This is a genomic window from Streptomyces mayonensis, assembly GCF_018982965.1.
Classification (GTDB): Bacteria; Actinomycetota; Actinomycetes; order Streptomycetales; family Streptomycetaceae; genus Streptomyces; species Streptomyces mayonensis.
Genome location: NZ_JACBYP010000127.1, coordinates 1 through 23,182, shown reverse-complemented (window position 1 = coordinate 23,182; position 23,182 = coordinate 1). Strand labels below are relative to the sequence as shown.

13 protein-coding genes and 1 pseudogene are annotated in these 23,182 nt (G+C 73.8%); 1 reads left to right on the top strand and 13 read right to left on the bottom strand.

Features of this window, described 5'->3' with window-relative positions; all coding sequences use genetic code 11:
* The 9 genes and pseudogenes from HZS56_RS32040 to HZS56_RS32000 all read right to left on the bottom strand — a co-directional run.
* Positions 1-2,078, bottom strand: a 2,078-nt coding sequence (locus HZS56_RS32040; RefSeq protein WP_253915241.1) for a sensor histidine kinase, incomplete at its 3' end; no start/stop codon positions are given.
* Positions 2,079-2,397: 319 nt separating this feature from the next.
* Positions 2,398-3,165: a class I SAM-dependent methyltransferase gene (locus HZS56_RS32035; protein ID WP_216724321.1), complete on the bottom strand. Its 768-nt coding sequence runs from the start codon at positions 3,163-3,165 to the stop codon at positions 2,398-2,400.
* An 80-nt stretch (positions 3,166-3,245) separates the two neighbouring features.
* A complete protein-coding gene (locus HZS56_RS32030; protein ID WP_216724320.1) occupies positions 3,246-4,469 on the bottom strand; it encodes an aminotransferase class V-fold PLP-dependent enzyme in 1,224 nt (407 codons plus the stop codon).
* A 5-nt stretch (positions 4,470-4,474) separates the two neighbouring features.
* On the bottom strand, positions 4,475-5,812 hold the full coding sequence (locus HZS56_RS32025; protein WP_216724319.1) for a pyridoxal-phosphate dependent enzyme: 1,338 nt from the start codon (positions 5,810-5,812) through the stop codon (positions 4,475-4,477).
* Positions 5,809-7,314 carry a Y4yA family PLP-dependent enzyme gene (locus HZS56_RS32020; protein ID WP_216724318.1) on the bottom strand — a complete coding sequence of 502 codons (1,506 nt, stop codon included), beginning with the start codon at positions 7,312-7,314 and terminating at the stop codon, positions 5,809-5,811. Before HZS56_RS32020 ends, HZS56_RS32025 begins: the two co-directional genes overlap by 4 nt.
* A 285-nt stretch (positions 7,315-7,599) precedes the next feature.
* Positions 7,600-8,109: pseudogene (locus tag HZS56_RS32015) on the bottom strand (ATP-binding cassette domain-containing protein); the annotation flags it as partial.
* A gap of 158 nt (positions 8,110-8,267) precedes the next feature.
* On the bottom strand, positions 8,268-9,653 hold the full coding sequence (locus HZS56_RS32010; RefSeq protein ID WP_216724317.1) for a salicylate synthase: 1,386 nt from the start codon (positions 9,651-9,653) through the stop codon (positions 8,268-8,270).
* A gap of 195 nt (positions 9,654-9,848) precedes the next feature.
* Positions 9,849-10,580 carry a class I SAM-dependent methyltransferase gene (locus HZS56_RS32005; protein WP_216724316.1) on the bottom strand — a complete coding sequence of 244 codons (732 nt, stop codon included), beginning with the start codon at positions 10,578-10,580 and terminating at the stop codon, positions 9,849-9,851.
* A gap of 76 nt (positions 10,581-10,656) precedes the next feature.
* Positions 10,657-11,442 carry a thioesterase II family protein gene (locus HZS56_RS32000; RefSeq protein ID WP_308408208.1) on the bottom strand — a complete coding sequence of 262 codons (786 nt, stop codon included), beginning with the start codon at positions 11,440-11,442 and terminating at the stop codon, positions 10,657-10,659.
* A gap of 169 nt (positions 11,443-11,611) precedes the next feature.
* Here HZS56_RS32000 and HZS56_RS31995 point away from each other — a divergent pair, with 169 nt between their 5' ends.
* On the top strand, positions 11,612-12,838 hold the full coding sequence (locus HZS56_RS31995) for a cytochrome P450 (protein WP_216724314.1): 1,227 nt from the start codon (positions 11,612-11,614) through the stop codon (positions 12,836-12,838).
* On the opposite strand, the gene HZS56_RS31990 is transcribed toward HZS56_RS31995, so the two are convergent.
* The 4 genes from HZS56_RS31990 to HZS56_RS31975 form a co-directional block, all read right to left on the bottom strand.
* Positions 12,828-14,807 carry a Gfo/Idh/MocA family oxidoreductase gene (locus HZS56_RS31990; RefSeq protein ID WP_216724313.1) on the bottom strand — a complete coding sequence of 660 codons (1,980 nt, stop codon included), beginning with the start codon at positions 14,805-14,807 and terminating at the stop codon, positions 12,828-12,830. The two genes, HZS56_RS31995 and HZS56_RS31990, sit on opposite strands and share 11 nt — an antisense overlap.
* Positions 14,804-15,946 (bottom strand): saccharopine dehydrogenase NADP-binding domain-containing protein, encoded by a 1,143-nt coding sequence (locus tag HZS56_RS31985; protein WP_216724312.1) that lies wholly within the window; start codon positions 15,944-15,946, stop codon positions 14,804-14,806. Before HZS56_RS31985 ends, HZS56_RS31990 begins: the two co-directional genes overlap by 4 nt.
* The gene (locus HZS56_RS31980) at positions 15,943-21,411 is read right to left on the bottom strand and encodes a non-ribosomal peptide synthetase (protein ID WP_216724311.1); all 5,469 of its coding nucleotides are present in this window, start codon (positions 21,409-21,411) and stop codon (positions 15,943-15,945) included. Before HZS56_RS31980 ends, HZS56_RS31985 begins: the two co-directional genes overlap by 4 nt.
* A partial coding sequence (locus HZS56_RS31975; protein WP_216724310.1) for a non-ribosomal peptide synthetase occupies positions 21,408-23,182 on the bottom strand: 1,775 nt, incomplete at its 5' end. The genes HZS56_RS31975 and HZS56_RS31980, both read right to left, overlap by 4 nt.

Below are 23,182 nucleotides of genomic sequence, written 5' to 3'. Positions count from 1 at the left end.
GCACCGACCAGCTGGGCCCCGGGGGGGGCCCGGCCGCCCCCCCCCCCCCCGCCGCCAGCCCGCCCCCCCCCCCCGCCCCGGCGGGGGGGGGGCCGCGGGGCGGGGCGGGGGGGCGGCGGGGGCGGGTCCCCGGGGGCCGTTTCCGGTGGCGCCGGGTGGGTGGCGGCCGGTGCGAGGGGTGCGGGCTTTGTGGGCACCGGGGCCGGGCTGCGCGGTTGCTCCGGCGGGGCGGACTCCGTGCGCTGGGCCGCCTCCGCCAGGCCGATGCCGCGCTGGAAGGCCGCCATCAGGCCGGGGTCGTGCCCGGTGTACTGCTCGGGTTCCTGACGCGGGGCGGGGCCGCCGCGCAGCTGGGGTGCGATGTGTTCCTGGGCGCGGCGGCGGGGCAGTTGGGGTTTGCCCATGGTGCCGCGGACCGCGCTGTGCCGCGGGACGGGCGGGGTGGCCGCGTGTTCGGCGACGACGCCCCGGTCCTCGGGCCGGACACCGGGCACGGCCGCCGCCGGGGTGGGCCGGTTCCGGTGGGTGCCGCGCACGGGCAGCGGCAGGGGCTCGCCGTCGGCGCGCCGGTGCCGGTTCCGCTCCGGGGACGGCGCGGGAGCGGGGACCGGGCCGGGGCCGGTGTCCGGGGGCGTCGGAAGGGGTGCCGCCGGGACCGGTGCGGCGGATGGGGGCGCGGGCGCGGGGTGAGCCGCCGGGGCCGGTCCCGTCTGCACCGTGTGCCTGGTCCGCGCGCCCGGTGCGGGGGCGGACGGTGGCGGTGGTACGGCGCCCGCCGGCCGGGGGTGCTGCCGGGGCGCCGGTACGGGTACGGGACCGGTACCGGTGACCTCGGGCGGCCCGGCCGCGCCGCCCGGGAGGGCACCCGGCTCCGTGCCCAGCAGGGCCTGCGGTACGACCAGTACGGCCTGGACACCGCCGTAGATGTTGGTCTGCAGCCGGACGGTGATCCCGTGCCGCCTGGCGAGCTGGGAGACGACGAAGAGCCCGATGCGGCCGTCCGCGAGGAGGCGGCCGACGTTGACCTGGTCGGGGTCGGCGAGCAGGGCGTTCATCCGGTCCTGTTCGCCGGCGGGCATGCCGAGCCCGCGGTCCTCGACCTCTACGGCGAGGCCCGAGGTGACGAGGCCGGCGCGCATCAGCACCTGGGTCTGCGGGGCGGAGAACAGGGTGGCGTTCTCGACGAGTTCGGCCAGCAGGTGGATGACGTCGGCGACGGCGTGGCCGCGCAGGGTGCCGTCGATCGGCGGGACCAGCCGGACCCGGGAGTACTGCTCGACCTCGGCGATCGCCGAGCGCAGCACCTCGGTCATGTCCACCGGGTTGCTCCACTGGCGGCGGGAGACGGCCCCGCCGAGCACGGCGAGGTTCTCGGCGTGGCGGCGGATGCGGGTGGCGAGGTGGTCGACGTGGAAGAGGCCCTTGAGGAGGTCGGGGTCCTCGATCTCGTTCTCCAGCTCGTCCAGGATGGAGATCTCACGGTGGACCAGCGACTGGAGGCGCCGGGCGAGGTTGAGGAAGACTTCGAGCTTCTGTTCGCTGCCGGCCTGGCTGGAGAGCTGGGCGGCCCGTACGACGGCGGTGACGGCGCCGTCGTGGGCGCGGGAGAGGTCGGCGGCGAGGAGTTCGAAGTCGTCGGCGTCGTCCGGCGGTCCGCCGCGCGGCGTGCGCCGGGCCGGGGTCTCGCCGCGGCGCAACGCCTCGACGACGGTGCGCAGTTCGCTCTCCTGGCGGGCGGTCGCGTCGCGCAGCGCGCCGACGCGCTCCTGCACCGACCGCGCGGCGCGGTCGGCGGCGACGGCGGCGATGACGACGGCCGCTGCGGTCACCGAGACGGCGCCGGCCAGCATGCCCCACAGGACGGGGCCGGGCCGGACGCCGGTGGACCGGACGGTGAACAGGACGACGGCGCAGGCGCTGAGGGCGACGGCGACCGGCGGCAGCACGGCGAGACGCAGGAGCTGGGACCGTATGTGCGTGTCGGGGAGCGCGGGGGCGGTGCGTGGGGCCGCCGGCCGGCCGTGCCGCCCGCCCTCGCGGCGGTCTGCTCGCGCGGCCGGGGCGCGGAGGTGAGACATCGGTGTCCTCGTACTGGTCCGTGTGCGTGTCCGGACGCGTGACCGGTTACCCGTCCGGCCGCGTCTCCGGGTGCTTTTCCGTCGGCCCTACGTCGCCCGACGGCCACTGACAGTAGTCGCCTGCCCGTCATGTGCGGTGGGCAGTTGGCAAACTCCCTCGCACAACGTCCCGCTCTGGTATGAGGCCTCGCACTACAGAGCGATACTCCATTTCAGCACTCGTTCGGGGTACGCCGAGGACCAGTCGAACCCGATCAAATTCGGTCACGGTGCGTGACCCTCCCCCATGCGGCCACCCCGGCCCCGCCCTGTGGCCGGCTCAGCTCTTCAGCGCCGCCAGTACGCAGCTGTCCCCGACCTGCCACACCGGCGTCACGTGTCCGAAGCCCGACCGGCGCAGCAGCCGGGTGTGGGCGCCCACGGAGAGGTGCCGGTTGCCGTTGCCCGAGGACGACCGGTTCTTCTGCCGCTGCTCGAACAGGTCGGTCAGCTCCGGGTCGGCCGCCGCGGCCTCCCACCACGACTCCCAGTCCTCGTCCTCGCGCCCGTGCGCACCGGTCCGTTCGGCCCGGCGGCGCCCCACGTGAGCGGTCAGCTCCGAGCAGGGCGACCCGTCCGGCGGGAAGTGGTCCCCGTTGACGAGGGCGCCGCCGGGGCGCAGGAGGGCGGCGAGGCTGCGGTAGGTGCGCAGCAGGACGGGGGCCGGGAGGTAGTGCAGGGCCGTCGTCGTGACGGCGGCGTCCACGGGGCGGTCCAGCCCCAGTGCGTCCGTCCAGCCGTCCTCGCCGATCACCGCGTCCACGTACCGCGCGGAGTCCGAGTGGTGGGTCCGCCCCAGTTCCAGCAGGACGGGGTCCATGTCGACGGCGACGATCTCCGCGTGCGGCAGGCGGCGGGCGAGCCGGGCGGACAGCGAGCCGGGACCGCAGCCCAGGTCGAGCAGGAGCGGCCGGTCGCGGCCGGCGCAGAGGTGCTCCGTGACGTCCGCGATCACCGCGAACCGCTCCTCGCGGTCCACCGCGTACCGCTGCTGCTGCCGCTCCCAGCGCTCCACCCACATACTGGCCGCTCCCATGCTCACGCCCATCCGGCCGTCACACCTCGTTCGTCTCTCACCTGTCGCAACTACCACGCAGCGTACAGGTGGAAACGGTTATCAATAGCCGTTCACTCCAGTGAGGCGAGAACGGCCAGCAGCCGGTCGATCTCCTCCTCCGTGTTGTAGACGTGCAGGCTGACCCGCACGGATCCGTTCTTCTCGTCGGCCCCGGCCTGGCAGAGGCTGTCGGCCCGCACCATGAATCCGTGGCTGTAGAGGATGAATCCCAGGTCGTCGGAGGGGATGTCGCGGTGCCGGAACGTGACGATCCCGTGCCGGCGCTGGTCCTCGGGCAGCGCGCTGTCCGCGGCGAGCCCGGCGGGACAGCCGAGGATCTCGTAGCTCTCCAGGCGGTGCAGCCGGTCCGTCAGGCGGGTGGCCAGCCGGGTGAGATGGCGGCCGATCCGTTCGCATCCGGCCGCGTCCAGCCAGTCGAGCGCCGCCAGGAGCGACACGATGCCCACCGTGTTGGGGGTACCCTGCCAGCCTCCGGGACGCAGCCGCGGCCCCCGCGTGTTGCGCGCCCAGACCGCTCCCGTGCCGGGCAGGGCCAGCGCCTTGTGCCCGGAGAAGACGACGAAGTCCACGTCGAGCTCCGGGTCGTCCACCCGGACGGGGAGGTGGCCGACGCTCTGCGCGGCGTCCAGGCAGATCGGTACGTCGGGGCCCACGGCGGCGCGCAGGCGGTGCACGTTCATGTCGCCGCCGTAGACGTGGTGGACGTGGGTCGCCGCGACGAACCGGGTGCGGGGGCCGACGACCCCGGCGAGGGCGCGGTGGTCGTAGTCGCCGGAGGACTCCTGGCGGGGCAGGGCCCGCACCGTGACGTCGACACCGCGCTCGGCCAGCAGCTGACGGGCTTCCAGCCAGGGTTCCAGGTTGGCCCGGTGGTCGGCGAACGGGACGAGGATCTCGTCGCCGTCGCCGAGGTACGGCACCAGCCAGTCGCGGGCGACGGTGCGCAGGCCCTCGGTGGTGCCGCTGGTGAAGTGGACGTCCGAATACTGCGGTTGGGGGTCCCCCAGGAACTCCTTGACCCGTTCGCGGGTCCGCTCCACCAGTTCCGTGGTGCGGTTGGCCCAGGGGTAGGTGCCGCGGCCCGCGTTGGCGTTGGACGTGGTGAGGTAGCTCTCCACGGCCTCGACGACGACCCGCGGCTTCTGCGAGGTCGCCGCGCTGTCGAGGTACGCGAGGTCCGGATGCGCGGTGACGATGGGGAACTGCGCCCTCAACTCCTGCTGCCAGCGGACCGCTTCCTCCCGCGCCCGCCCGGAACATGCCTCGTCCGACATGGTGTTCACTCCCTCACCAGCGGTGCCCCGGCGTCCCGCCAGGCCACGATGCCGCCCGCCAGACTCCGCACGTCCGGATGGCCCATGCGGGAGAGCAGCGCGGCGTAGCGCAGCGACTTCTCCCCCACCGGACAGGCGAGCAGGACCGGGGTGCGCTTGCTGAACGGCAGTCCCCCGCGCACCAGTTCCTCGAAGAGTTCGTCGACGATGTTCACCGAGCCCTCGATGTGCAGGGCGGCGTAGGCGTGCGGGCCGCGCAGGTCCACGACCAGCGGACGGGGTTCGCCCTCCGCGATCCAGCGCCGTGCCTCGTCGACGCCGGCCACCCTGGCCTCCGCCCTGATCTCGTCGTCGCCGAGGGACGCCGCCGAGTGCCCGCGCCGGGCCTTGCCCAGCAGCTCGGGCCGGCGCTGGCGCACGTAGCTCAGGTAGCTCTCGGCCCGGTCGCACACGATGAACACCGCGCTCTCGCGGCGGCCGGTGCCCTCCAACCCGGCGTCGACGGCGGCCAGGTGGCGTACCGCGCCTTCGTAGGCGGCGCCGCCGGTCGGTCCCGAGAGGAGTCCGCAGCGGCGGATCAGGGTGAGCATGCCGTCGATGGCCTGCTGCGAGGTGACCGGGGCGAGCGAGTCGTAGGTCGCGGGGTCGAACAGGCCGACCTGGTGCACCTCGTCGATGGTGCGGATGCCCGGGATGAAGTCCGACTTGTCTGCTACCAGCCCGAGCACCCGTACGTCGGGGTCGTGTTCGCGCAGGACGCGGGCGACGCCCGTGGAGGACCCGGCGGTGCCCACGCAGGCAATGAACCAGTCCGGCGCCCGCCCGTCCAGGTCCTTGACTATCTCGGGCCCGGTCCCGGCCGCGTGTGCCTCGACGTTGCGCGGGTTGAAGTACTGGTCGGTGTGCAGGTAGGTGCTGCCGGGCTCGGAGAGCGCCTGGTGGAAGCGGGTGAGCGGGTCGTCCGTGTCGGTGGGGTCGAGACACTCGCTCTGGCCGGGCAGTTCCTCGATCTCGGCACCCAGCAGCAGGAGCAGCTCCTTGATCTCGGGCACGCGCATCCGGTTGGTCACGCTCTTGAACCTGAGCCCGTGCATTCCGGCCAGCAGGGCGAGCGCCTTGGCCGTGTTGCCGCTGGACAGCTCGACGACCGTCCCGTCGCCGCCCGCCGCGTCCTGAAGGTGCGGGCGGGCCATGTGCCAGGCCGGCCGGTCCTTGACGGACCCGAACGGGTTCAGCATCTCCAGTTTGGCGTACAGGTCGATGTGGCGCAGACCGTGCACCGACGGGTCGATGCGGACCAGCGGTGTGTTGCCGATGGCTTCGGTGATGCTGTCGTACCTCATGCCGACGCTCCCTGCGGGTGTGTGAGCGGCCAGTAGTTCTCGTCGGGACACCAGCGGCGGGTCCCGCCCTCGTCCGTGACCGCGACCGTCCGTGCCGACGGCTGGCGTTGCGCGTGGTGGGCGTGGAAGTCCATGACGTAGCCGGCGGTGTTGACGAAGGCCAGCAGGTCTCCCGGCCGGGGTGTGCGGGGCAGGAACACCAGCCGGCGGGTGATCAGGTCGGCCTCCAGGCAGAGGTTGCCGACGAGGTGGACCCCCACCGGTCCGCCGTCCGCCGAGTCGTCCGGGGCGCCCCGGCGCGGCAGCAGCACCGGGTCGACCAGGACCCCGTGTTCCTCCAGGCTGACGTCTCCCGCGTTCATGCCGAGGCGTACCAGGAACCGGCCGGGGTCGCCGTCCAGGGGCCGCACCTCCAGCACCCGGGCCAGCGACAGGCCGCACTGGTCGACTAGGGCGCGTCCGGGTTCGACGTACAGGTCGTGGAGGTGTTCCAGGAGCAGGGTGGCGGGAGTGCGGCCGAGGACGGGTGCCGGGCCGGTCAGGAGCGCGTCGAGGTAGCCGGGGCCCGCGGTGGGGCGGTGGGCCGGGTAGAGGGCGGCGCTGCCGCGGACCGTGCCGGCCTCGTTGCGCAGGCCGTATCCGTGGCCGCGCCAGGTCAGGGGCGGGCGGGTGCCGAGGACCGCCTCGCTCAGGGCGGTCGTCCAGCGCTCCCACTCTCCGGCGTCCTCGACGTAGCCGACGCCGAAACCGCCGCCGATGTCCACGGCGCGCGGTGCGAGGCCCCGTGCGCGGCACTCGTCCATGAGCAGCACGCAGCGCTCCAGGGCCCGGCCCTTCTCCTCCAGGCCGGTGGTGTCCAGGTGGTAGGCGAGGCCCACGAGTTCGAGGCTGTCGGCGTGGCGTTCCAGCGCCGTCCAGAGGCGGTCCGCCTCGGCGACCGGGGTGCCGAAGCGGCTGCGGCGCGAGAGCACCCGGGTGCCCGCGCCGCCGGGTCCGGTTTCCGACTCGAACCCGGACAGCCGCACCAGCACGTCCGTCCTGGGCAGGGCGTACTGCCGGACGGTTTCGGCCAGTTGGTCCAGCTCGGCGAGCGAGTCGACGTTCACCGTCGCGCCGGTCCGGGCGGCCAGCCACAGGAACTCGGCGTCCTTCGGGCCGGTCGCCATCACCCGGTCTCCGGTGAACCCGCAGCTCAGCGCGTGCCGCAACTCCTCGAGGGAGGCCACGTCGATGCCGACGGCGGCCGGGTCGCAGGCCGCGAGTCGGCGCACCAGGGCGCTGGAACGATTCGCCTTGTGGGCGAAGTACACCCGTCCGGCGAGGTGGTGACGCCGGTAGACGGACCGGAAGCGTTCCGCGTTCTCGGCGACGACTTCCGGGAGCAGCACGTTCAGTGGTGATCCCAGTGCGTCGACCAGGGAGTGCAGGAACGGCGCGTCCCCCAGCAACGAGGCGAGCGGTGGGTCGACCCGCGGCCTCAGATACAAGGGCGCGTCCTTCACGAAGTACCTCCCATGTCAGTCAATCACTGAATTTGTCGTCCTCCATGATCAGTTCGTGATTATCGTTTCCAAGTGCGCGCGCCGCTAAGCCTCCTTCTCCGAACGGCCGTGCGGAGACGACCCCGGTACCGCCCGGAATCCCGCCGTCCGTTCGGTGCGTGACGCGCGCGGACCGTCCACCGCCCGCCGCGTCCCCGGAGCGGTGACGGATGCCAGAAGCCGTCCCTCCGGGGCACGGAGCCCGGAGGGACGGCTCGGAGGAGAGAACCTCGGCGCCGGCGCCCGTCAGCGGGGCGCCCCGGCCTCGCCGGCCGGTACCAGGCGCCAGCCGCGGCTGCGGCGGCGCCGCTCCCAGAAGCGGGCGCACGGGCCGTGGGCGGCGAGCAGTTCCTCGTGGGTGCCGCGCTCGCAGATCCGGCCCCCGTCCAGGACGAGGATCTGGTCGGCGGCCACGACGGTGGACAACTGGTGGGCGATCACCAGCAGGATGGAGTCCCGCATCAGGATCCGCAGTGCCTGCTGGACGTACTTCTCGTTCTCCGGGTCGAGGGCGGCGGTCGCCTCGTCGAGCAGGACGACGGGGGCACGTTTGAGGACGGCACGGGCGACGGAGACACGTTGCCGCTCGCCGCCGGACAGCGAGGCCCCGCCCTCACCGACGCGCGTGGCCAGGCCGTCCGGCAGCCGCTCGACGATCTCGTCGACGCCGGCGGTCCTGGCCGCCTCGGCCACCTCCTCGTCGGTGGCCCCGGGCCGGCCGACGCGGATGTTGCCCTCCAGGGTGTCGTCGAAGAGGCCGGAACACCGGGCAGACGGCCGCACGCCGTGCCCACCCGGGCCGGGCGCACCCCTGGGGGCAGGCTGCGCCGGTCCGCGGGGGGCGGGGCCGGCGTACCGCGGGCCGTTCGGGGCGTCACCGCGGCGTCACCATGCGCGCCCGAGGCCTGCGCGGCTCACGGGGCCGTCACGGAGGCGGGCGGGGGCGTAGAGGCCGCGTCGCCCGGCGTCTTCGCCGGAGCGGCGGGCACCAGATGACCGCTGACCGCCCGGAGCTTCTCCCGGGTCTCCTCCAGCTCCCGTTCCGGATCGGATCCCGCCACGATGCCGGCCCCGGCACGCAGCCAGGTCCGGTCGCCCCGGCGCAGGACGGTGCGCAGCACCAACGCGGCGTCCAGGGTGCCGTCGGCCTCCAGCCGCACCACCGCGCCGCTGTAGAGGCCGCGTTCCCGGTCCTCGGAACGGCGGATCGCCTCGAGCGCGGGGCCCTTGGGTATGCCGGAGGCGGTCACCGCGGGGAAGAGGGCGGCGAGCGCGTCCCACCGGTCGCGGCCCGGGGCGAGCCGCCCCCGCAGCCGGGAGGCGAGGTGCTGCACGCTGCCGCGTTCCTCGACGCCCATGAACTCCTCGGTGCGCACCGACTCCGGCAGGCACACCGCGTTCATCTCCTCCTGCACCAGACGTACGGAGACGGCGTGTTCGTACACCTCCTTGGCGTCGCGGTGGAGTTCGGCGCGACGGGCGGCGTCCGCGGCCGGGTCGCCGGTCAGCGCGCGGGTGCCGGCCAGCGGCTGCGCCGTGACGAGGCCGTCGGCGTCGATCCGGGCCACGATCTCCGGGCTGAAGCCGGCGGCCTCCCAGCCGCCGTGCCGCAGCAGGAAGGAGCGGGCGGGGAGGTGGCTGCGCCGTCCCGCCACGTAGGTGGCCGGAAGGTCGATCCCGTCCGGGGCGGAGACCGTGCGGGAGACGATGGCCTTGTCCAACTCCCCCGCGTGGATGGCGCGTACGGCGTCGGCCACGGCGGCACGGTACCGGTCGGCGTGCTCCTCGAGGTCCACGGCGGCGCGCGCGGCGGCGGGTTCGCCGGCCGTGGCCGCGGCGGCGTGCAGACGTCTCTCCAGGTCGTCGAGGGCGTCCGGTCCGTCGGCCCGCAGTACGGCGGCGGTGTCCGTCAGTTCGATCTCCCGCTCGGGGACGACGAACCGGGCGAGTGTCCCACCGCCCGCCGCGCCGTTCCCGTGGTAGGCGTGGGCGAGTTCGAAGGACAGCCAGCCGTGCGCCGACCCGATGCCGCCGGTCCGTGTCCGCAGGAGCTCCCCGGCGGTGGCCAGCGGATGGGTGCCCGCGGGCAGCCGGGTGGTCTCGACGCCCCTGCCGTGCATCCTGACGAAGGCCGCGTCCGCCTCGACCACGACGGACTCGCCCTCGCTCCAGGTGACGGCGCCCTCCTGCTCGTAGAGGAGGTGGGGCGCGTCGGTGCCCGCCGACAGGGCGGCGGCGACGGCCACGGGATCGCCGGTGAAGGTGAGTTTGCGCTCGGGGAAGGGTTCCCGACGGGTCACGGGATGTTCTCGCTTTCGGGTTGGCAGCGGGCACCGGCGGCCGTGGTCGTGCGGCCGGCGCTCCAAGAGGGGGCGCGGCCCGTCTCGCGGGTCGGCCCGTCAGCGCACTCGCAGGCGTACGGCCCGGCAGGGACGGGTCGGGTGTCACCCATACAAGTACTAATGAAAACGATTGTCAATACACTTGAGGCGGCGTCAGCGGATCAGCCTGCCGATCTCCGGCGACCCCGGAACGCCCGCGGCGCTCACCAGGCTGCTGCTCATCCCGGCCTCCCGCGCGAGCTGCTCGAGGCTGAGGTTCTCCCAGTCATAGGTGTCGGAGTTGGTGCGCACCAGCCCACCCCGGCGGAAGACCTTCCAGGACGTCCTCCAGCGCATCACCTCGCCCTCCAGGGGCTCGGCCTCCGTCCACCACTCGTAGGTCTGCTCACCGATCGTCTCGCGCAGCATCCTGAACGGCGGCACCCGGCGGGCCCTGCCGACCCCCATCAGCTCCACGACGATCGGCGCACCCTCGGGCAGTCTGCCGCGCAGGTTCCGCCACAGGTCGACGCGTTCGGCCCTGGAGAGGTGGCCGACCACACCGAAGATCACCACCGCGGCGACGGTGTCGGGCAGGGTCAGCTCCTGGGCGGGCTCCGCCACGACCGTCACCCGCTTGCGCAGGTCCTCGTCCCCGAACACCCGGCTGGTCAGCATCGCCCGCATCGGAACGGACGGTTCCGCGGCGATGACCGAGGCTGCGGGCAGTGCCCGGGCGATGACTTCGGTGATCCGCCCCGTGCCCGCGCCGATCTCCACGACGGGACCGCGAGAGGCGTCGACCCCCGCCAGGGCGGCCGTGAGCGGGCCGGCACTCGTCTGCACGTGGCGCGCGGCCACCATCTCGTAGAACTCCGCGGAGGCGGTGTAGTAGTCCGCGACCATGGCGGTGACGTCCTTTCAGGTCTCACAGGTCTGACATCTCTGACGTGTCTGACTGGTCTCGCAGGTCTGACGGGTCTCAGGGGGTGCTAGGCCAGGTACGCGCGGGGTGCCGCAGGTCGAGGCCCAGGTCCCGGGCGATGGCCTCGGCCAGCGGGGCGCGCTGGGGAACGAGGAAGAAGTGACCGCCGTCGAAGGGCGTGACGGTCAGGGGGTGCCGGGTGGTGCCCGACCACGTCTCGGCGTCCCGCGGGCCGCACTCGGGGTCCCGGGAGCCGAAGAAGACGCTGACCGGACAGTCCAGCGGCTCGGCGGAGGACGGCCGGTAGGTCTCGATCAGCCGGTAGTCGCTGCGGACGTACCCCAGGATGGCGGCACGCAACTCCGGGTCGGCCAGCACCTCTTGGGGCGTCCCTCCGTAGCGCGCCAGTTCGCCGGCCAGCGCGCTGTCGTCCTGCCGATGGATGTCACCCACCGCCGCGTGGTGGGGCGACGCCCGGCCGGCGGCCAGCAGCCGGACCGGCACCCCGAGGCCCCGGCGCCGCAACTCCTGGGCCACCTCGTAGGCGACCGCGCTGCCCATGCTGTGGCCGAAGAGGGCGAAGGGCCGGTCGAGCAGCGGCTGGAGGGCGTCGACGACGTCGCGGACCAGGACGTCCATCGAGTCGACCGGACCGTCGGCGAACCGGTCCTCCCTGCCCGGGTACTGCACGGTCACGTGCTCGACCTCGTCCGGCAGCAGGCGCTGCCAGGGACGGAACGAGGAAGCGGCGCCGCCCGCGTGCGGGAAGCACACGAGCCGCAGCCGCGCCTCCGGCCGAACCACCGGCCTGCGCAGCCAGGGTCCAAGAACCGTCTTGTTCACCACATTCTCCTACCACTTCTTCTGTCACCGCTCCAGGCAGTCCATCATCAATCAGAGATTCCGTCCAGCCCTCTTGGAAAGCTTCCCTGCGAAGACGTAACTTTTCTATAGCAACTGAGAGTGGCGGTGGCTAGGATGCCGATATCGCCGTACGAAGGACTTGACAGCCATGACTGAAACAGATGCGACCGGCGTCGCTCCCCATTCCTTTCCGATGGCCCGCGGATGCCCCTTCGCCCCGCCCGAGGAGTACGCGGAACTCCGCAGGCAGGGCCCGGTGTCCCGGGTGACCCTGCCCACCGGCCGCCCGGCCTGGATCGTCACGGGCTACCGGGAGGTCCGCGCGGTGCTGGCCGACCCCCGGGTCAGCGCCGACATCCGCCACCCGAACTTCCCGGCGCTCGTCGACGGCGAGCAGGAGGTGGGCGCCCGGACGAGGCCGTTCATCAGGATGGATCCGCCCGAGCACACCCGGTTCCGGCGGATGCTGCTCGCCGAGATGACCGTCCGCAAGGCGCGCCGCATGCGCCGGGACGTCCAGCGCATCGTCGACGAGCGCATCGACGAACTGCTCGCCGGCGGCCCTCCGGTCGACCTGGTCACCCACTTCGCGCACACCGTGTCCAGCACCGTCATGTGCGAACTCGTCGGGGTGCGGCGGTCCGACCCCTGGTTCCGGCGCGTCACCGGGACCCTGGGCTCCCAGGTCTTCGGCGGCGGCGCCAGCACCGCGGAGGGCGCCGCCGAGGGCATCGGCGCCCTGTCCGCCGTGATGGACGGCATCATCGCGGAACGCGAGAGGGACCTCGGCGATGACCTGCTCAGCAGACTGATAGCCGAGCGGCTGCACACCGGCGAGGTGACCCGCGAGGAGCTGATCACGACCGTCGCGATCCTCGTCGTGGCCGGCTGGGAGACCACGACGAACCAGATCGCGCTGAGCGTGCTGGCGCTGCTGGACAACCCTGAGCTGATCGCGGAACTGCGCGCGGACCACACCAGGTTCCCGGCCGCCGTCGAGGAACTCCTCCGGGTCCTTTCCGTCGGTGACTCCATCGCCCTGCGCACCGCCACCGAGGACATTCAGTTCGGTGACCACGTGATCCGCAAGGGCGATGGAGTAATTCCACTATTGGCCGCTGCAAATCATGACGAGACTGTTTTCCAAGATCCCGAGAAAATTGACTTCGAGAGGAATGGAAAACAGCATGTCGCATTCAGCTACGGCATTCACCAGTGTGTCGGCCAGAACATCGCGCGCCTGGAACTGGTGACCGCGATCAGCACGCTCCTGGACCGTGTTCCCACGCTCCGCGCGGCGGCGCCCCTGCACGAGGTCCGGTTCCGGCACGAAGGCATCGCCTTCGGGCCGGAACAGGTACTCGTCACCTGGTGACCGCCGGCCGTCCCGCACCGCGCAGCACGCCCAGGTGCGGGACGGCCGCCGCGTGGGGCGCCGGCGGCTTCTCGAGGGCCAGCCCCGCCTCCTCGGCGACGCGTTCCAGGGTCACCGTGTGCCAGTGGTACGCGTCCCGCACCTCGCGCACCAGCCGTGTCCCCTCGAACACCCGCCAGGTCGTCTCCAGGCGCATCAACTCCTCACCGGCGGGCTCGCCGGACATCCACCACTCGTAGCGCTGCCCGCCGAGAGCGGTCTGGCGCAACCTGGTCTCCGGCATCGACACCGGGGCGTAGAACCCCATGAGTTCGACGACGAGCGGCGCGCCCGGCGCGAGCCGGGCGGCCAGATCCCGCAGCAGCGCACGGCGCCGGTCGGGGTCCAGGTGCCCGAGCATCCCGCAGGCGACCACGCCGCAGATCCGGTCGGGCAGGACGAGGTCGTTCGCGGCGTCGGGCAGCACCGTCACCCGCTCCGCGGTCCCGGGGTCCTCGGCGAGCCGGCTGGTGAGGATGGCGCGCATCCCCGGCGAGGGCTCGGCCGCGACGATCCGGCAGTCCGGGTGGGCGGCGGCCACCTGCCGGGTCACCAGGCCGCTTCCCGCACCGATGTCCAGCAGCGGGCCGGCCTTCGGGTCGATGCCCGCGAGCGAGGCGACCACCGCGGGGCCGGTGCGGTCCGTGTGCTCCCGGGCGCCGAGGTCGAAGAACTCGGCCGGCTGGGTGTACCCGGCGCCGGGGGCGTCGCCCTCCGCACCGGCCGGCTCGCGCCCGGCAGGTCCGGGTGACGCGCCGCCCCGTACCGGTCCGCGGTCGCGGCCCTCGCCGTGGCCGACCGCGCCGGAACCGGCACCGGAGCCGGTCAGGTCCGCCACGGACAGCGGCGTGGGCGCGGGCGGGCGGATCAGCTCGGGAGGACCGAGGCGGGCCATCAGGTCCCGCCAGACGTGGAAGACCGCCAGGTCGTGCTGCGCGGTGCGCAGCACGTCCGAGCCCTCCGCGACCGCGTCGCGCAGGCCGCCGAGCGCGTCGGACACCGCCGACGGCCACAGGTCGTTGAAGACCCCGTCGAAGCTGTGCGCGTCCTGCGGCGGGCCACCGACGACGGAATGCGTCGGCAGCCTCAGCCACTGCGCGCCTGGACCGGACCGGAAGACCAGCCGGTGCCCGTCGTCGCGCGGCGAGTGCATCCGGGGGTGCCAGAGCACCGGTCCGTGGGTGTCCGCGAGCGTCAGCACGCCGCCCTCGGTGGCGATCGCCACACGGTGCCAGAAGAGCGCGTGGTTGTCCCGGTCCCCCGGATGGATCTGGTTGTGCACCCGCAGCGTCAGGGGCGCTCCGGCCAGGGCCCCGTGCAGGGTCCGCACCGGCGCCCGTCCGCCGGACGCGGCGAGCACTTCGTCCCCGACGGCCGCGACGTCCCCCAGGTGCCACGGGCGCAGGCCGCCGAGGGTCCGGCCCAGGATGTCGACCAACGGCGCCAGTACGTGCACCGGGGACGCCGCGTCGACGTGCAGCACCTGCTGCTGGGCCCGGAGTTGCCGTGCCGCCTCCAGGAAGACCCGCACGGGCTCCACGTGGACGTAGTGGGTGTTGACGCGGTACTGCAGCCCGCGCTTCCTGGCGATGCGCAGGGTTTCCGACAACTCGTCCGGATGCAGGGGGTGTTCCTGCAGCACGTGCACGCCCCGGCGCAGCAGCTCCTGGCTCAGTTCCGTGCCGGGCCCGCCCATCACGGCCGACGGGACGACGACGCAGGCCGCGTCGACGGCGTCGGGCAGTTCGTCGACGCCGGTCCAGCAGGGCACGCCGAGCCGTTCGGCGGCCCGGCGGGACTGGTCGCTGCCCTTGGCGAGGATGCCCGCCAGCTCGAAGTCCGGGTGCGCGCGCACGGCGTCGATGTAGAACCGGCCGAAGTTGGTGCCGGCCACCACGGTCCGCAGCGGCCTGCCGGTGGGGGCGTTCACAGCTCACCGTCCTCGAAGTCGTCGCCCGCCCGCTCGCCGGCGTGGCCCTCGCCCTCGTAGACCGAGAAGTCCGCCGCGCCGGTGCGGGTCAGCTCGTCGATGGTCCCGGCGGGCTCCAGGACGTCCCCCGCGAAGTGCAGACCGGGCGGGATGCGGCCGTCCACGAGAGACCGGACGGTGTGTGCGGCGACGGCCCCCGTCAGGCGGTAGCTGTCGTCCGTGCGGACGACCGCGGTGCGGCGCCGGTCCGGTCCCGACAGGGTGAGCACCAGTCGGTAGTAGGGCTCGGCGCCCGCCAGGTCGATCTCGCCCGCCCGGATGATGCGCCGGACCAGGTCCTCGCGCTGTTCGGGCGTGTCGACTGGCAGGGTCGGGAGGGCGGTGAACAGGGCGCGCACCTGGCTGCCGGGGAAGACGTTGTACCACTCGGCCTCGGCCAGGCCGGTGGCGCGCGCGCCCCGCTCGATCTCGGCGGTCAGCAGCGGTTGCAGGGCGACCCGCTGCGGGTAGTGCGGCACCTCGGCGTCCTCGTTCACGCGCAGCGCGCGCGGGACGCGCCGGCCGTTGCGCCAGGCCGCCAGCGGCTGCCCGTAGCGTTCGCCGCCCGCGCCGCCGACGTCGAGCGAGAGGAGGATGTCGGCGGCGACGGTCGCGGTGGCGCGTTCCAGTCCGCCGGCGTAGGCGACCAGGCGCGTCGCACGCGTCGCGTCCTGCTCGGCGAGTTCCGTCAGCCGCCGGTGCACCAGCAGGGAGAGGCCGGGCACGGTTCCGGCCGACAGCACGACGGCGCGGCCGGCCGGAACCGCGCCGGCGGCGGTCAGCGCCTCGTGCACCGGGTCGTCGCCGAGGACGTCGACGTAGTCGGCGCCCGCCGCGAGGGCGGCCCCGGCCACCGTGTCCTTCAGTTCGTAGCTGGGCCCGGCGCAGTTCAGGACGACGCGGCAGCCCGCACTGAAGCCGGCGAGCGAGGCGGCGTCCAGCGCGTCCACGGCGCGGGTCTCCACGTCGGCCCCGTCCGCCCGTACGCGGATGGCCTCGGGCCGGCGGGCGCCGAGCCGCAGCGGCCCGGCGCCCGCCCGCGCCAGGGCGGCGGCGGCGTGGTGCCCCACCGCCCCGGACGCTCCGACAATGCCGATCACGCTTCCATCCCTTCGATGATCTCGCGCAGGTGTCCGAAGACGGTCGGCACGTTGTCGCCGGTCATACAGGTGAAGTGCTCGCCCGGGATCTCCCGGCTCGCCAGGTCGCCGAGGCAGATCTTCGCCCAGTGGTCGGTGATGGTGTCCGCGCTGCCCGGGAAGGGGTACGCGCCGTTGTGCCGCAGGAAGGTGATGTCGCCCGCGTACGGTTCGCTCCGGTGCCGGCTCAGCGCGTACGTGCTCTGCTGGTAGGTGCGCAGTGCGCGCAGCAGGCCCTCGGGCTGGTAGGTGCCCTCCAGGGCCGGGGGCAGCGCCTCGCACATCCTGGTGACGCGGGCCATGCGCGGCAGGGACTCGAGGTTCGTGAACGCCTCGGCGACGTCCGCATACTCCCCGTCTAGGTCGGCGAGTGCCCCGTCGACGATCGCTTCGGGCGAGCGCTCGAGCACCGCGCCGACCGCGGCGCCCACCCGGTCGGAGTCGGCCGGGAATCCGATGTGGGTGTGGTCCATGCCCATCATCAGGGAGAACGAGTACTCGGAGAGCAGTTCGTCGTCGATGCGGAAGGTCGGGCTGTGGCTGCTGATGACGGTGAGGCTGCGCACCTCGGCACCCGCCTCCGTCAGTCCGCGCGCCACCTCGGTGGCGATGACGCCGCCCACGCAGTAGCCGACGACGTCGAAGGACGTGTGTCCGGCGTCGAGCAGGGCCCGCACGTACCGTGCGGCGAGCCGGTCGATCAGTCCGCCCGGGTCGGCGTTGAGGAACGTGTCCAGCTCCGGGATCTCCAGGCCGACCAGCCCGTTGCGGCCGGCCGTCCGGTTGCGGATCTCGGTGACGAGCGGCCGGTAGGGCAGGAGCGTGCCGGTGCCGGCGTGCACCAGGACGGTCACCGGCCGTCCCGGGGGTGTCTCGACGAGCGGGACGATCGGCGAGGCCTCGCTCCCCTCGTTCTGCTGCTCCGACGAGACGTCACGCAGGTACTCGGCGAGTCCGGCGACCGTGGGCCGGCGCAGCAGGTGCCGCAGGACGACCTCCCACTCCAGGTCCCACTCGAGGCCGTCCAGGCCGTCGAGCCCGTCCCTGAGCCGGCCGACGATGCGCGCCACGAGCAGCGAGTCACCGCCGAGGTCGAACAGGTCGTCGTCGCGGCCGACCTCCTCGATCTGCAGCAGTTCGGCCCACAGGGCGGCGATGGCACGTTCCAGTTCGTCCCGGGGGCGGCCCGAGGCGGGGGCGTCGGTCTGCCGGTCGGTCTGCTCGGCCCAGGCCTCGAGCGTGGCCCGGTCCAGCTTGCCGTTCGCGGTCTTCGGCAGCTGGTCGAGTATCTGCCAGCGGGTGGGCACCGAGTACTCGGGCAGCAGATCCGCGCAGGCGCTGGTCAGTTCCGCCACCGAGACCGGGGCGCGGGTCGCCCCCGGCTGCGCGAAGTACAGCCGCCGGCCGTAGGCGGCGGCCTCCTCGGCTCCGGCGGGGAACTCGGCGACGACGCGGCCGTCCCGGTCGCCGAGCAGCGCGGTCCACTGTCCCGCGGTCAGGAAGGACTGCTCGTCGGCGGCCCGGACGTCGGCGAACGGTCCGGCGTGCTCGGGGAGGAACTCCGTGGAGATCCTCAGGGCGTGGTCGTCGTCGCCGGCGTTCTGCAGCAGGACGAGCCAGCCGCCCGGGGTGAGCAGCGAGGTGAGCCGGGCGAGGGCCGCCTCGGCGTCGGGGACGTTGTCGAGTACGCCGATGCAGACCAGCACGTCCACGGAGTGGGGCAGGAGGCCCTGTTCGCGGGGGTCCTGTGCCGGGTCGAAGGGGGCGAGCCGGACCCGCGGGTCGTCCGTGAAGCGCTGTTCGATCCGGGAGCGGTGCCGGGCGGACGGGTCGGTGGCCAGGTAGTCGAAGGGGGTGTCCCCCAGGGCGGGCACGAGGTCGGTCACGGCGCCGCCGCCGCGCAGGCCGACCTCCATCACCCGCAGGGGGGTGCCCTCCGGCCGGCTGCGGGCCATCTCCGCGACGCCGGCCACCAGTACCCGGTGCAGGGCGCGGGCCGCGGGGTTGTCCTTGTAGGCGGCGTCGAGCGCGTCGGCGGAGGCGCCGGCGAAGGGCAGGTCCGCCGGGTCGGCCCGGCCGGTGAGCAGGGACGGCAGGACACGTGCGCAGTTGCGGACCATGGCGAACAGTTCGGTGCTCCAGCCGGCCTCGCGCTCGCGTGCGGCCGCGTCCTCCCACGCCTGTCCGGTGGCGCCGGCGGCGGGGACGGACAGGTCCCGGTAGCCGCCCGCGTCCTCGCTGAGCCGGCCCGCCGCCACCAGGCCGCGCAGCCAGCGGCGTACCAGGCGGTGGTGCGCCGGGGCGACCTCCAGTGCCGCGCAGATCCGGTCGGCCGTCAGCGCGCCGTCCGCTCCGTCGAACGCCGGGGCGAGGGTCTCGGACATGGCGGAGAGCGCGGCGTGGTTCAGCGCCGTGCGGAAGGCGGTGAGCGCGGGCAGGTCGACGTCCTGCGCCGCGTCCTGCGCGGCCCGGTCGATCGCGGCCCGCAGCGGGGCCGGCACCGGCAGTGCTGCACCGAGGTGGGCGGGCTCGACGAAGGCCGCGAGCGTACGGGGGGTCGTCCGGCCGGCGTCGCCGGGACCGCCGGCCACGACGACGGCCGCCGCGCCGACGGAGGGGAGGGACTCCACGGCCGCCTGGATCTCGCCGAGTTCGATCCGGTAGCCGCGGATCTTCACCTGGGTGTCCGCCCGGCCCTGGAACTCGATGACGCCGTCCGGGTGGTAGCGCCCGAGGTCGCCGGTGCGGTAGAGCCGCTCGCCGGTGACCGGGTGCCGGACGAACGCCGCCGCGGTGCGTTCGGCGTCGCCGAAGTAGCCCTGGGCCAGACCGGTTCCACCGATGTACAGGTCGCCGGTGACCAGGTCCGGGCGGGACCGCAGCGCGGAGTCGAGGACGTGGAAGGTCTGGTTGGCCAGCGGCCTGCCGTACGGGATGCTGCGCCGTGAACGGTCGGCGGCGGTGACCGGGTGGTGGATGGACCAGATGGACGCCTCGGTGGCACCGCCGAGACTGTGCACTTCGGCGGCCGGGGCCCAGCGCCGGACCGCTTCGGGGAGGCTGACGGGGATCCAGTCCCCGGAGAGCATCATGAGCCGGACGGAGGGCAGCGGCGGGTCGTCGGACCGCAGGTAGTCGTGGAGCATCTGGAGCTGCCCGGGCACCGAGTTCCAGATGGTGACGTGGTCCCGCCTGACCGTGTCGGCCCAGCTCGAGGGGTCCCCGCGGCGTTCGGGGTGGGGCATCACCACGCTCGCGCCCACCGAGAGCGGGCCGAACAGGTCGTAGACGGACAGGTCGAAGCCGAGCTGGGCCAGGGCGAAGACACGGTCGTCCGCCGTGACCCGGAAACGGCGGTTGATGTCGACGACGGTGTTCAGCGCGGCGGCGTGGGAGATCATCACGCCCTTGGGCGCGCCCGTCGAGCCGGAGGTGTAGATGACGTAGGCGAGGGAGTCGGGGTCGGCCTGGGTCGCGGGGGCGGCGGCCTCGCTGTCGGGGAGGGCGTCCACCGCGACGACCGGGATGCCGTCCGGCCAGTCGCCGTCGGCCAGCCACGACTGGGTGAGTACGGCCTGCGCCTCGGCGTCGGCCAGGATCGTGTCCCGGCGCCGGGGCGGCTGCGTGGTGTCCAGCGGCAGGTAGGCGGCGCCGGCCATGAGCACACCGAGGACGCCGGCCGCCTGCTCCCAGCCCTTGTCCATCGTGATCGCCACGAGCCGGCCGGGGGCGACGCCGGCCGTCGTCAGGGCCCGGGCGACGCCGGTGGCCCGGGCGACCAGCTCGCGGTAGGTGACCTCGCGGTCCTGGTCGACGACGGCCACCCGGTCCGGGGTGCGCCGTGCGGTGTCGAGCACGGCCTCGTGCAGCAGGGCGCGGGGCACCGGGGCACCGGTGTCGTTCACCCGTGCCCGCACCGCCCGGGTGTGCTCGGGGAGGTCGATCTCGGTGGGCGCGGACCAGCTGCCGGAGTCCTGGGCCAGGCGGTGCATGAGAGCGGTGAAGGCGCCGAACAGGTCCTCGGCGACACCCTCCGCGAGGACGCCCTCCCGTACGTCCCAGCTCAGGGCGAGGCCGTCGCCGCGCTCCATCACCTGGCAGTCGATCCAGACCTGGGGCGTCTGTGTCTGGGCGTGCCGGACGACGGCCTCGGGTTGCCGCATGGTGGCGGAGCCGAGGGTGCTGGTGAAGACGACCGGCATGAGAAGGGTCTGGGCCTCGCTCAGCCGCGCCATCTCGGTCAGCACCTGGCTGCCCGTGAACAGCGAGTGGGCGAGGTCCTCGAGGAGGTTGGAGCTGACGGTGCGTACGCGGTCGGCGAAGGACTGCCGTTCCCGCAGGTCCACGGCGAGCAGTTCGACGGAGGTGAAGTCGCCCACCAGCCGGTCGACGTCCTCGTGCAGCGGGAGCCGGGTGAAGGTGGGCAGGTTGAGCATGAAGTGCGGGTTGCGGCTCCAGCGGCCGATCACTTCGGCGAAGGCGGTCAGGGCCGCGGCGGACATGGGGATGCCCAGGTCCGCCGCGTTGGTCTCGAACGCCGTGCGCTGTCCGGCGTTCATGACGGTCTCGTACCGGCGGAACGGGCCGACGGCCCCGGTGCCGGCCGCGAGCGGCAGCTCCGGCGGGCCGGGCAGGTCGGGCAGGCGGCGCAGCCAGTAGTCGCGGTGCCGGTTGTACTCGCTGGTGAGCGTCTGCCGGCGGCGGGCCAGCACGTAGTCGCGGAAGCGGGCGTCCAGGGGCGCCAGTTGACGGCCGTGGTAGACGTCCTCCAGCTCGGCGAGGACGATCAGGAGGCTGGCGTAGTCCACGATGAGCTGGTCGATGGACAGGTGCAGCAGCAGCGCGTCGTCGCAGCGGGTCATCCGCAGCTCGAAGAGCGGCGGCCGGTCGGTGGGCGGTACCCGCGCGGCCAGTTCGTCACGGACGTCAGCCACCCGGCGCTCCACGTCGGCTGCCGGGGCGCCCACCATGTCGTCGACGGGGATGGGCGTCTCGGGGATGCCGGGCAGCACCTCCTGGGACCCGTCCGGGTGCACGACGGCCCGCAGCATGTCGTGCCGTCGGACGATCCCCCACCAGGCCTCGTTGAGCCGGTCCGGGTCGGTGTCGGCGGGGTAGGCGAGTTCGGTGTAGACGTGACACGCCACGCCGCCGTAGCCGTAGGCGCTGCCGCGGCCGACCAGGTACGCGCCCTGGATGTCGGTCAGCGGGAACGGCTCGTGGGCGGCGTCGGGTTCGGGGACGAGGCGGTTGGCCCGCGCCCGCTCGGTCAGATGGGACAGTACGTCCTCGCGGCGGGACCGCAGCAGCGCGCGCCGCTCCTCGGTGAGTGCGCCCTGGGGCGCGCGGAAGCGCAGCTTGCCGTCCTCCTCCCAGAGCCGGATGCCGTGCCGCTCCAGGTCCGCGACGATGTCCTGCGCTCTCATATCTCTCCACTCTCTTCGAACTCATCGGTGACCTGCGTGCTTTCGATGCGCGCCGCCAGGTCTGCCAGGGTCGGTGCCGCCAGGAAGGCGCGCACGGGTACGTCCGTGCCGAAGGACTCGTTGACGGCTCCCACGAGGCGCAGCGCGGTGAGGCTGTCGCCGCCCTCGCTGAAGAAGTTGGCGTTGCGGTCGTCCACCTCGGTGCCGAGGAGGCCGGCCCAGACGGCCGCGACGCGGCGCTCGACCTCGCCCTCCGGCGGTCCGCCGGCCTCGTTCTCCGACGCCACCGAGGCCGCGAGCGCGACCCGGTCGACGTCCCCGTCGTCGGTGACGGGCAACTGGTCGAGCGCGTCGGCGAAGGTGAAGCGGCCGGGGGTGGCGTGCACCGGGAGGAGCCTCTCCAGGTGTTCGGGGAGGTCCGTGGGCCGCTCGCCCGCCGGGACGACCACCGCGTGCAGTCTGCGGTCGTCCTCGGTTCCGGTGACGAGCACCACCGCCCGGGCGATGCCGGGGTGCGTCTCGAGGGCCGTCTCGACCTCGTCCGTCTCGACGTGCCGGCCGCCGATCCGGGTCGGCTGCCCGGAGCGCCCGATCAGGTCGAGCGTTCCGTCCGGCCGGTGGCGCGCCCGGCTCCCGGTGCGGTACCAGCGCGTTCCGTCCTGTTCGACGATCCGGCCGGCGGGTGCGTCACCCGGCGGCTCCGTGACGCCCTCGTCGCTGATCCACAGTTCGCCGCCGACCCAGTCCGGGCGGTCGAGTCCGGCGGTGTCGACCACCCGGTGCCGCCGGCCGGCGAGCGGCGGGCCGGACGGCATGGGCGTCGCGTCGGTGGGAGCAGCTTCGGGCGGCTCGTGCGCGCCGGCCCACAGGGCCGTGCCGGGCACGGTGGTGAGTGAGACGAACCGGGCCGCGCCGTCCGTCAGTTCGCGCAGCCGGCGGGGCAGGTCGTGGCCCGCCCGGCCGCCCGAGACCAGTGCCAGGCGCAGCCCGGCGGGCAGGTGTACGCCGGCTGCCGGGGCTTCCGCCTCGGTGAGGAGCCGGTCCAGCAGCAGCGGACCGCTGTTCCACACCGTGACGTCGTGCCTCACCGCGAGCCGGGCCAGCGCGGCGATGTCTTCCCGGTCGGCGGTGCCGGGCAGGACGAGGGCCGCCCCGGCGCCGAGCAGGCCGAAGACGTCGAACAGGGAGCGCGGCGTGTCCGGTTCGGACAGCGCGATCCCCCGGTCCCCGTCGCCCACCGAGTACCGCGCCCGGATGTCCGTCAGCGTGCCCTGGACCGCCGCGTGGCTGAAGGCGACAGGGCCGTGCCCGGTGAGGCGGACGAGGGCGGGAGCGCCGGCATCGCCCCGGTACGGTGCGGCCGCGGTGGCCGACGCCGTGAGGTCGGGCACGGTGACCGTGCGCACGGTGCCGGTGCCGGGTGTGCCGGTGACGAGGAGGGCGGCCCCCGCTGCCTCGCACTGCTTCACGGCGACGTCGGCGTCCTCCGCCGGCCGCAGCGGCAGGCAGGCGGCGCCCGCGGCCAGCGTTCCGAGGGCCGCGGCGACCTGGTCGGCGCCGCACGGCAGCAGGAGCGCCACCGTGTCGCCGGGGCGGACACCGTGCTGGGCCAGTCCTCCCGCCACGAGGGCGGCGCGTTCGACGAGTTGGCCGTACGTGAGGGTGTCGCCGTCCGGCAGCAGGAGTGCCGTGCGGTCCGGGCCGGCCTCCGCCCACCGGAAGACGTCCTCGTGCAGGAGGCCGGTGGGGGCGGAGGTCCCGGTGGGGGCGG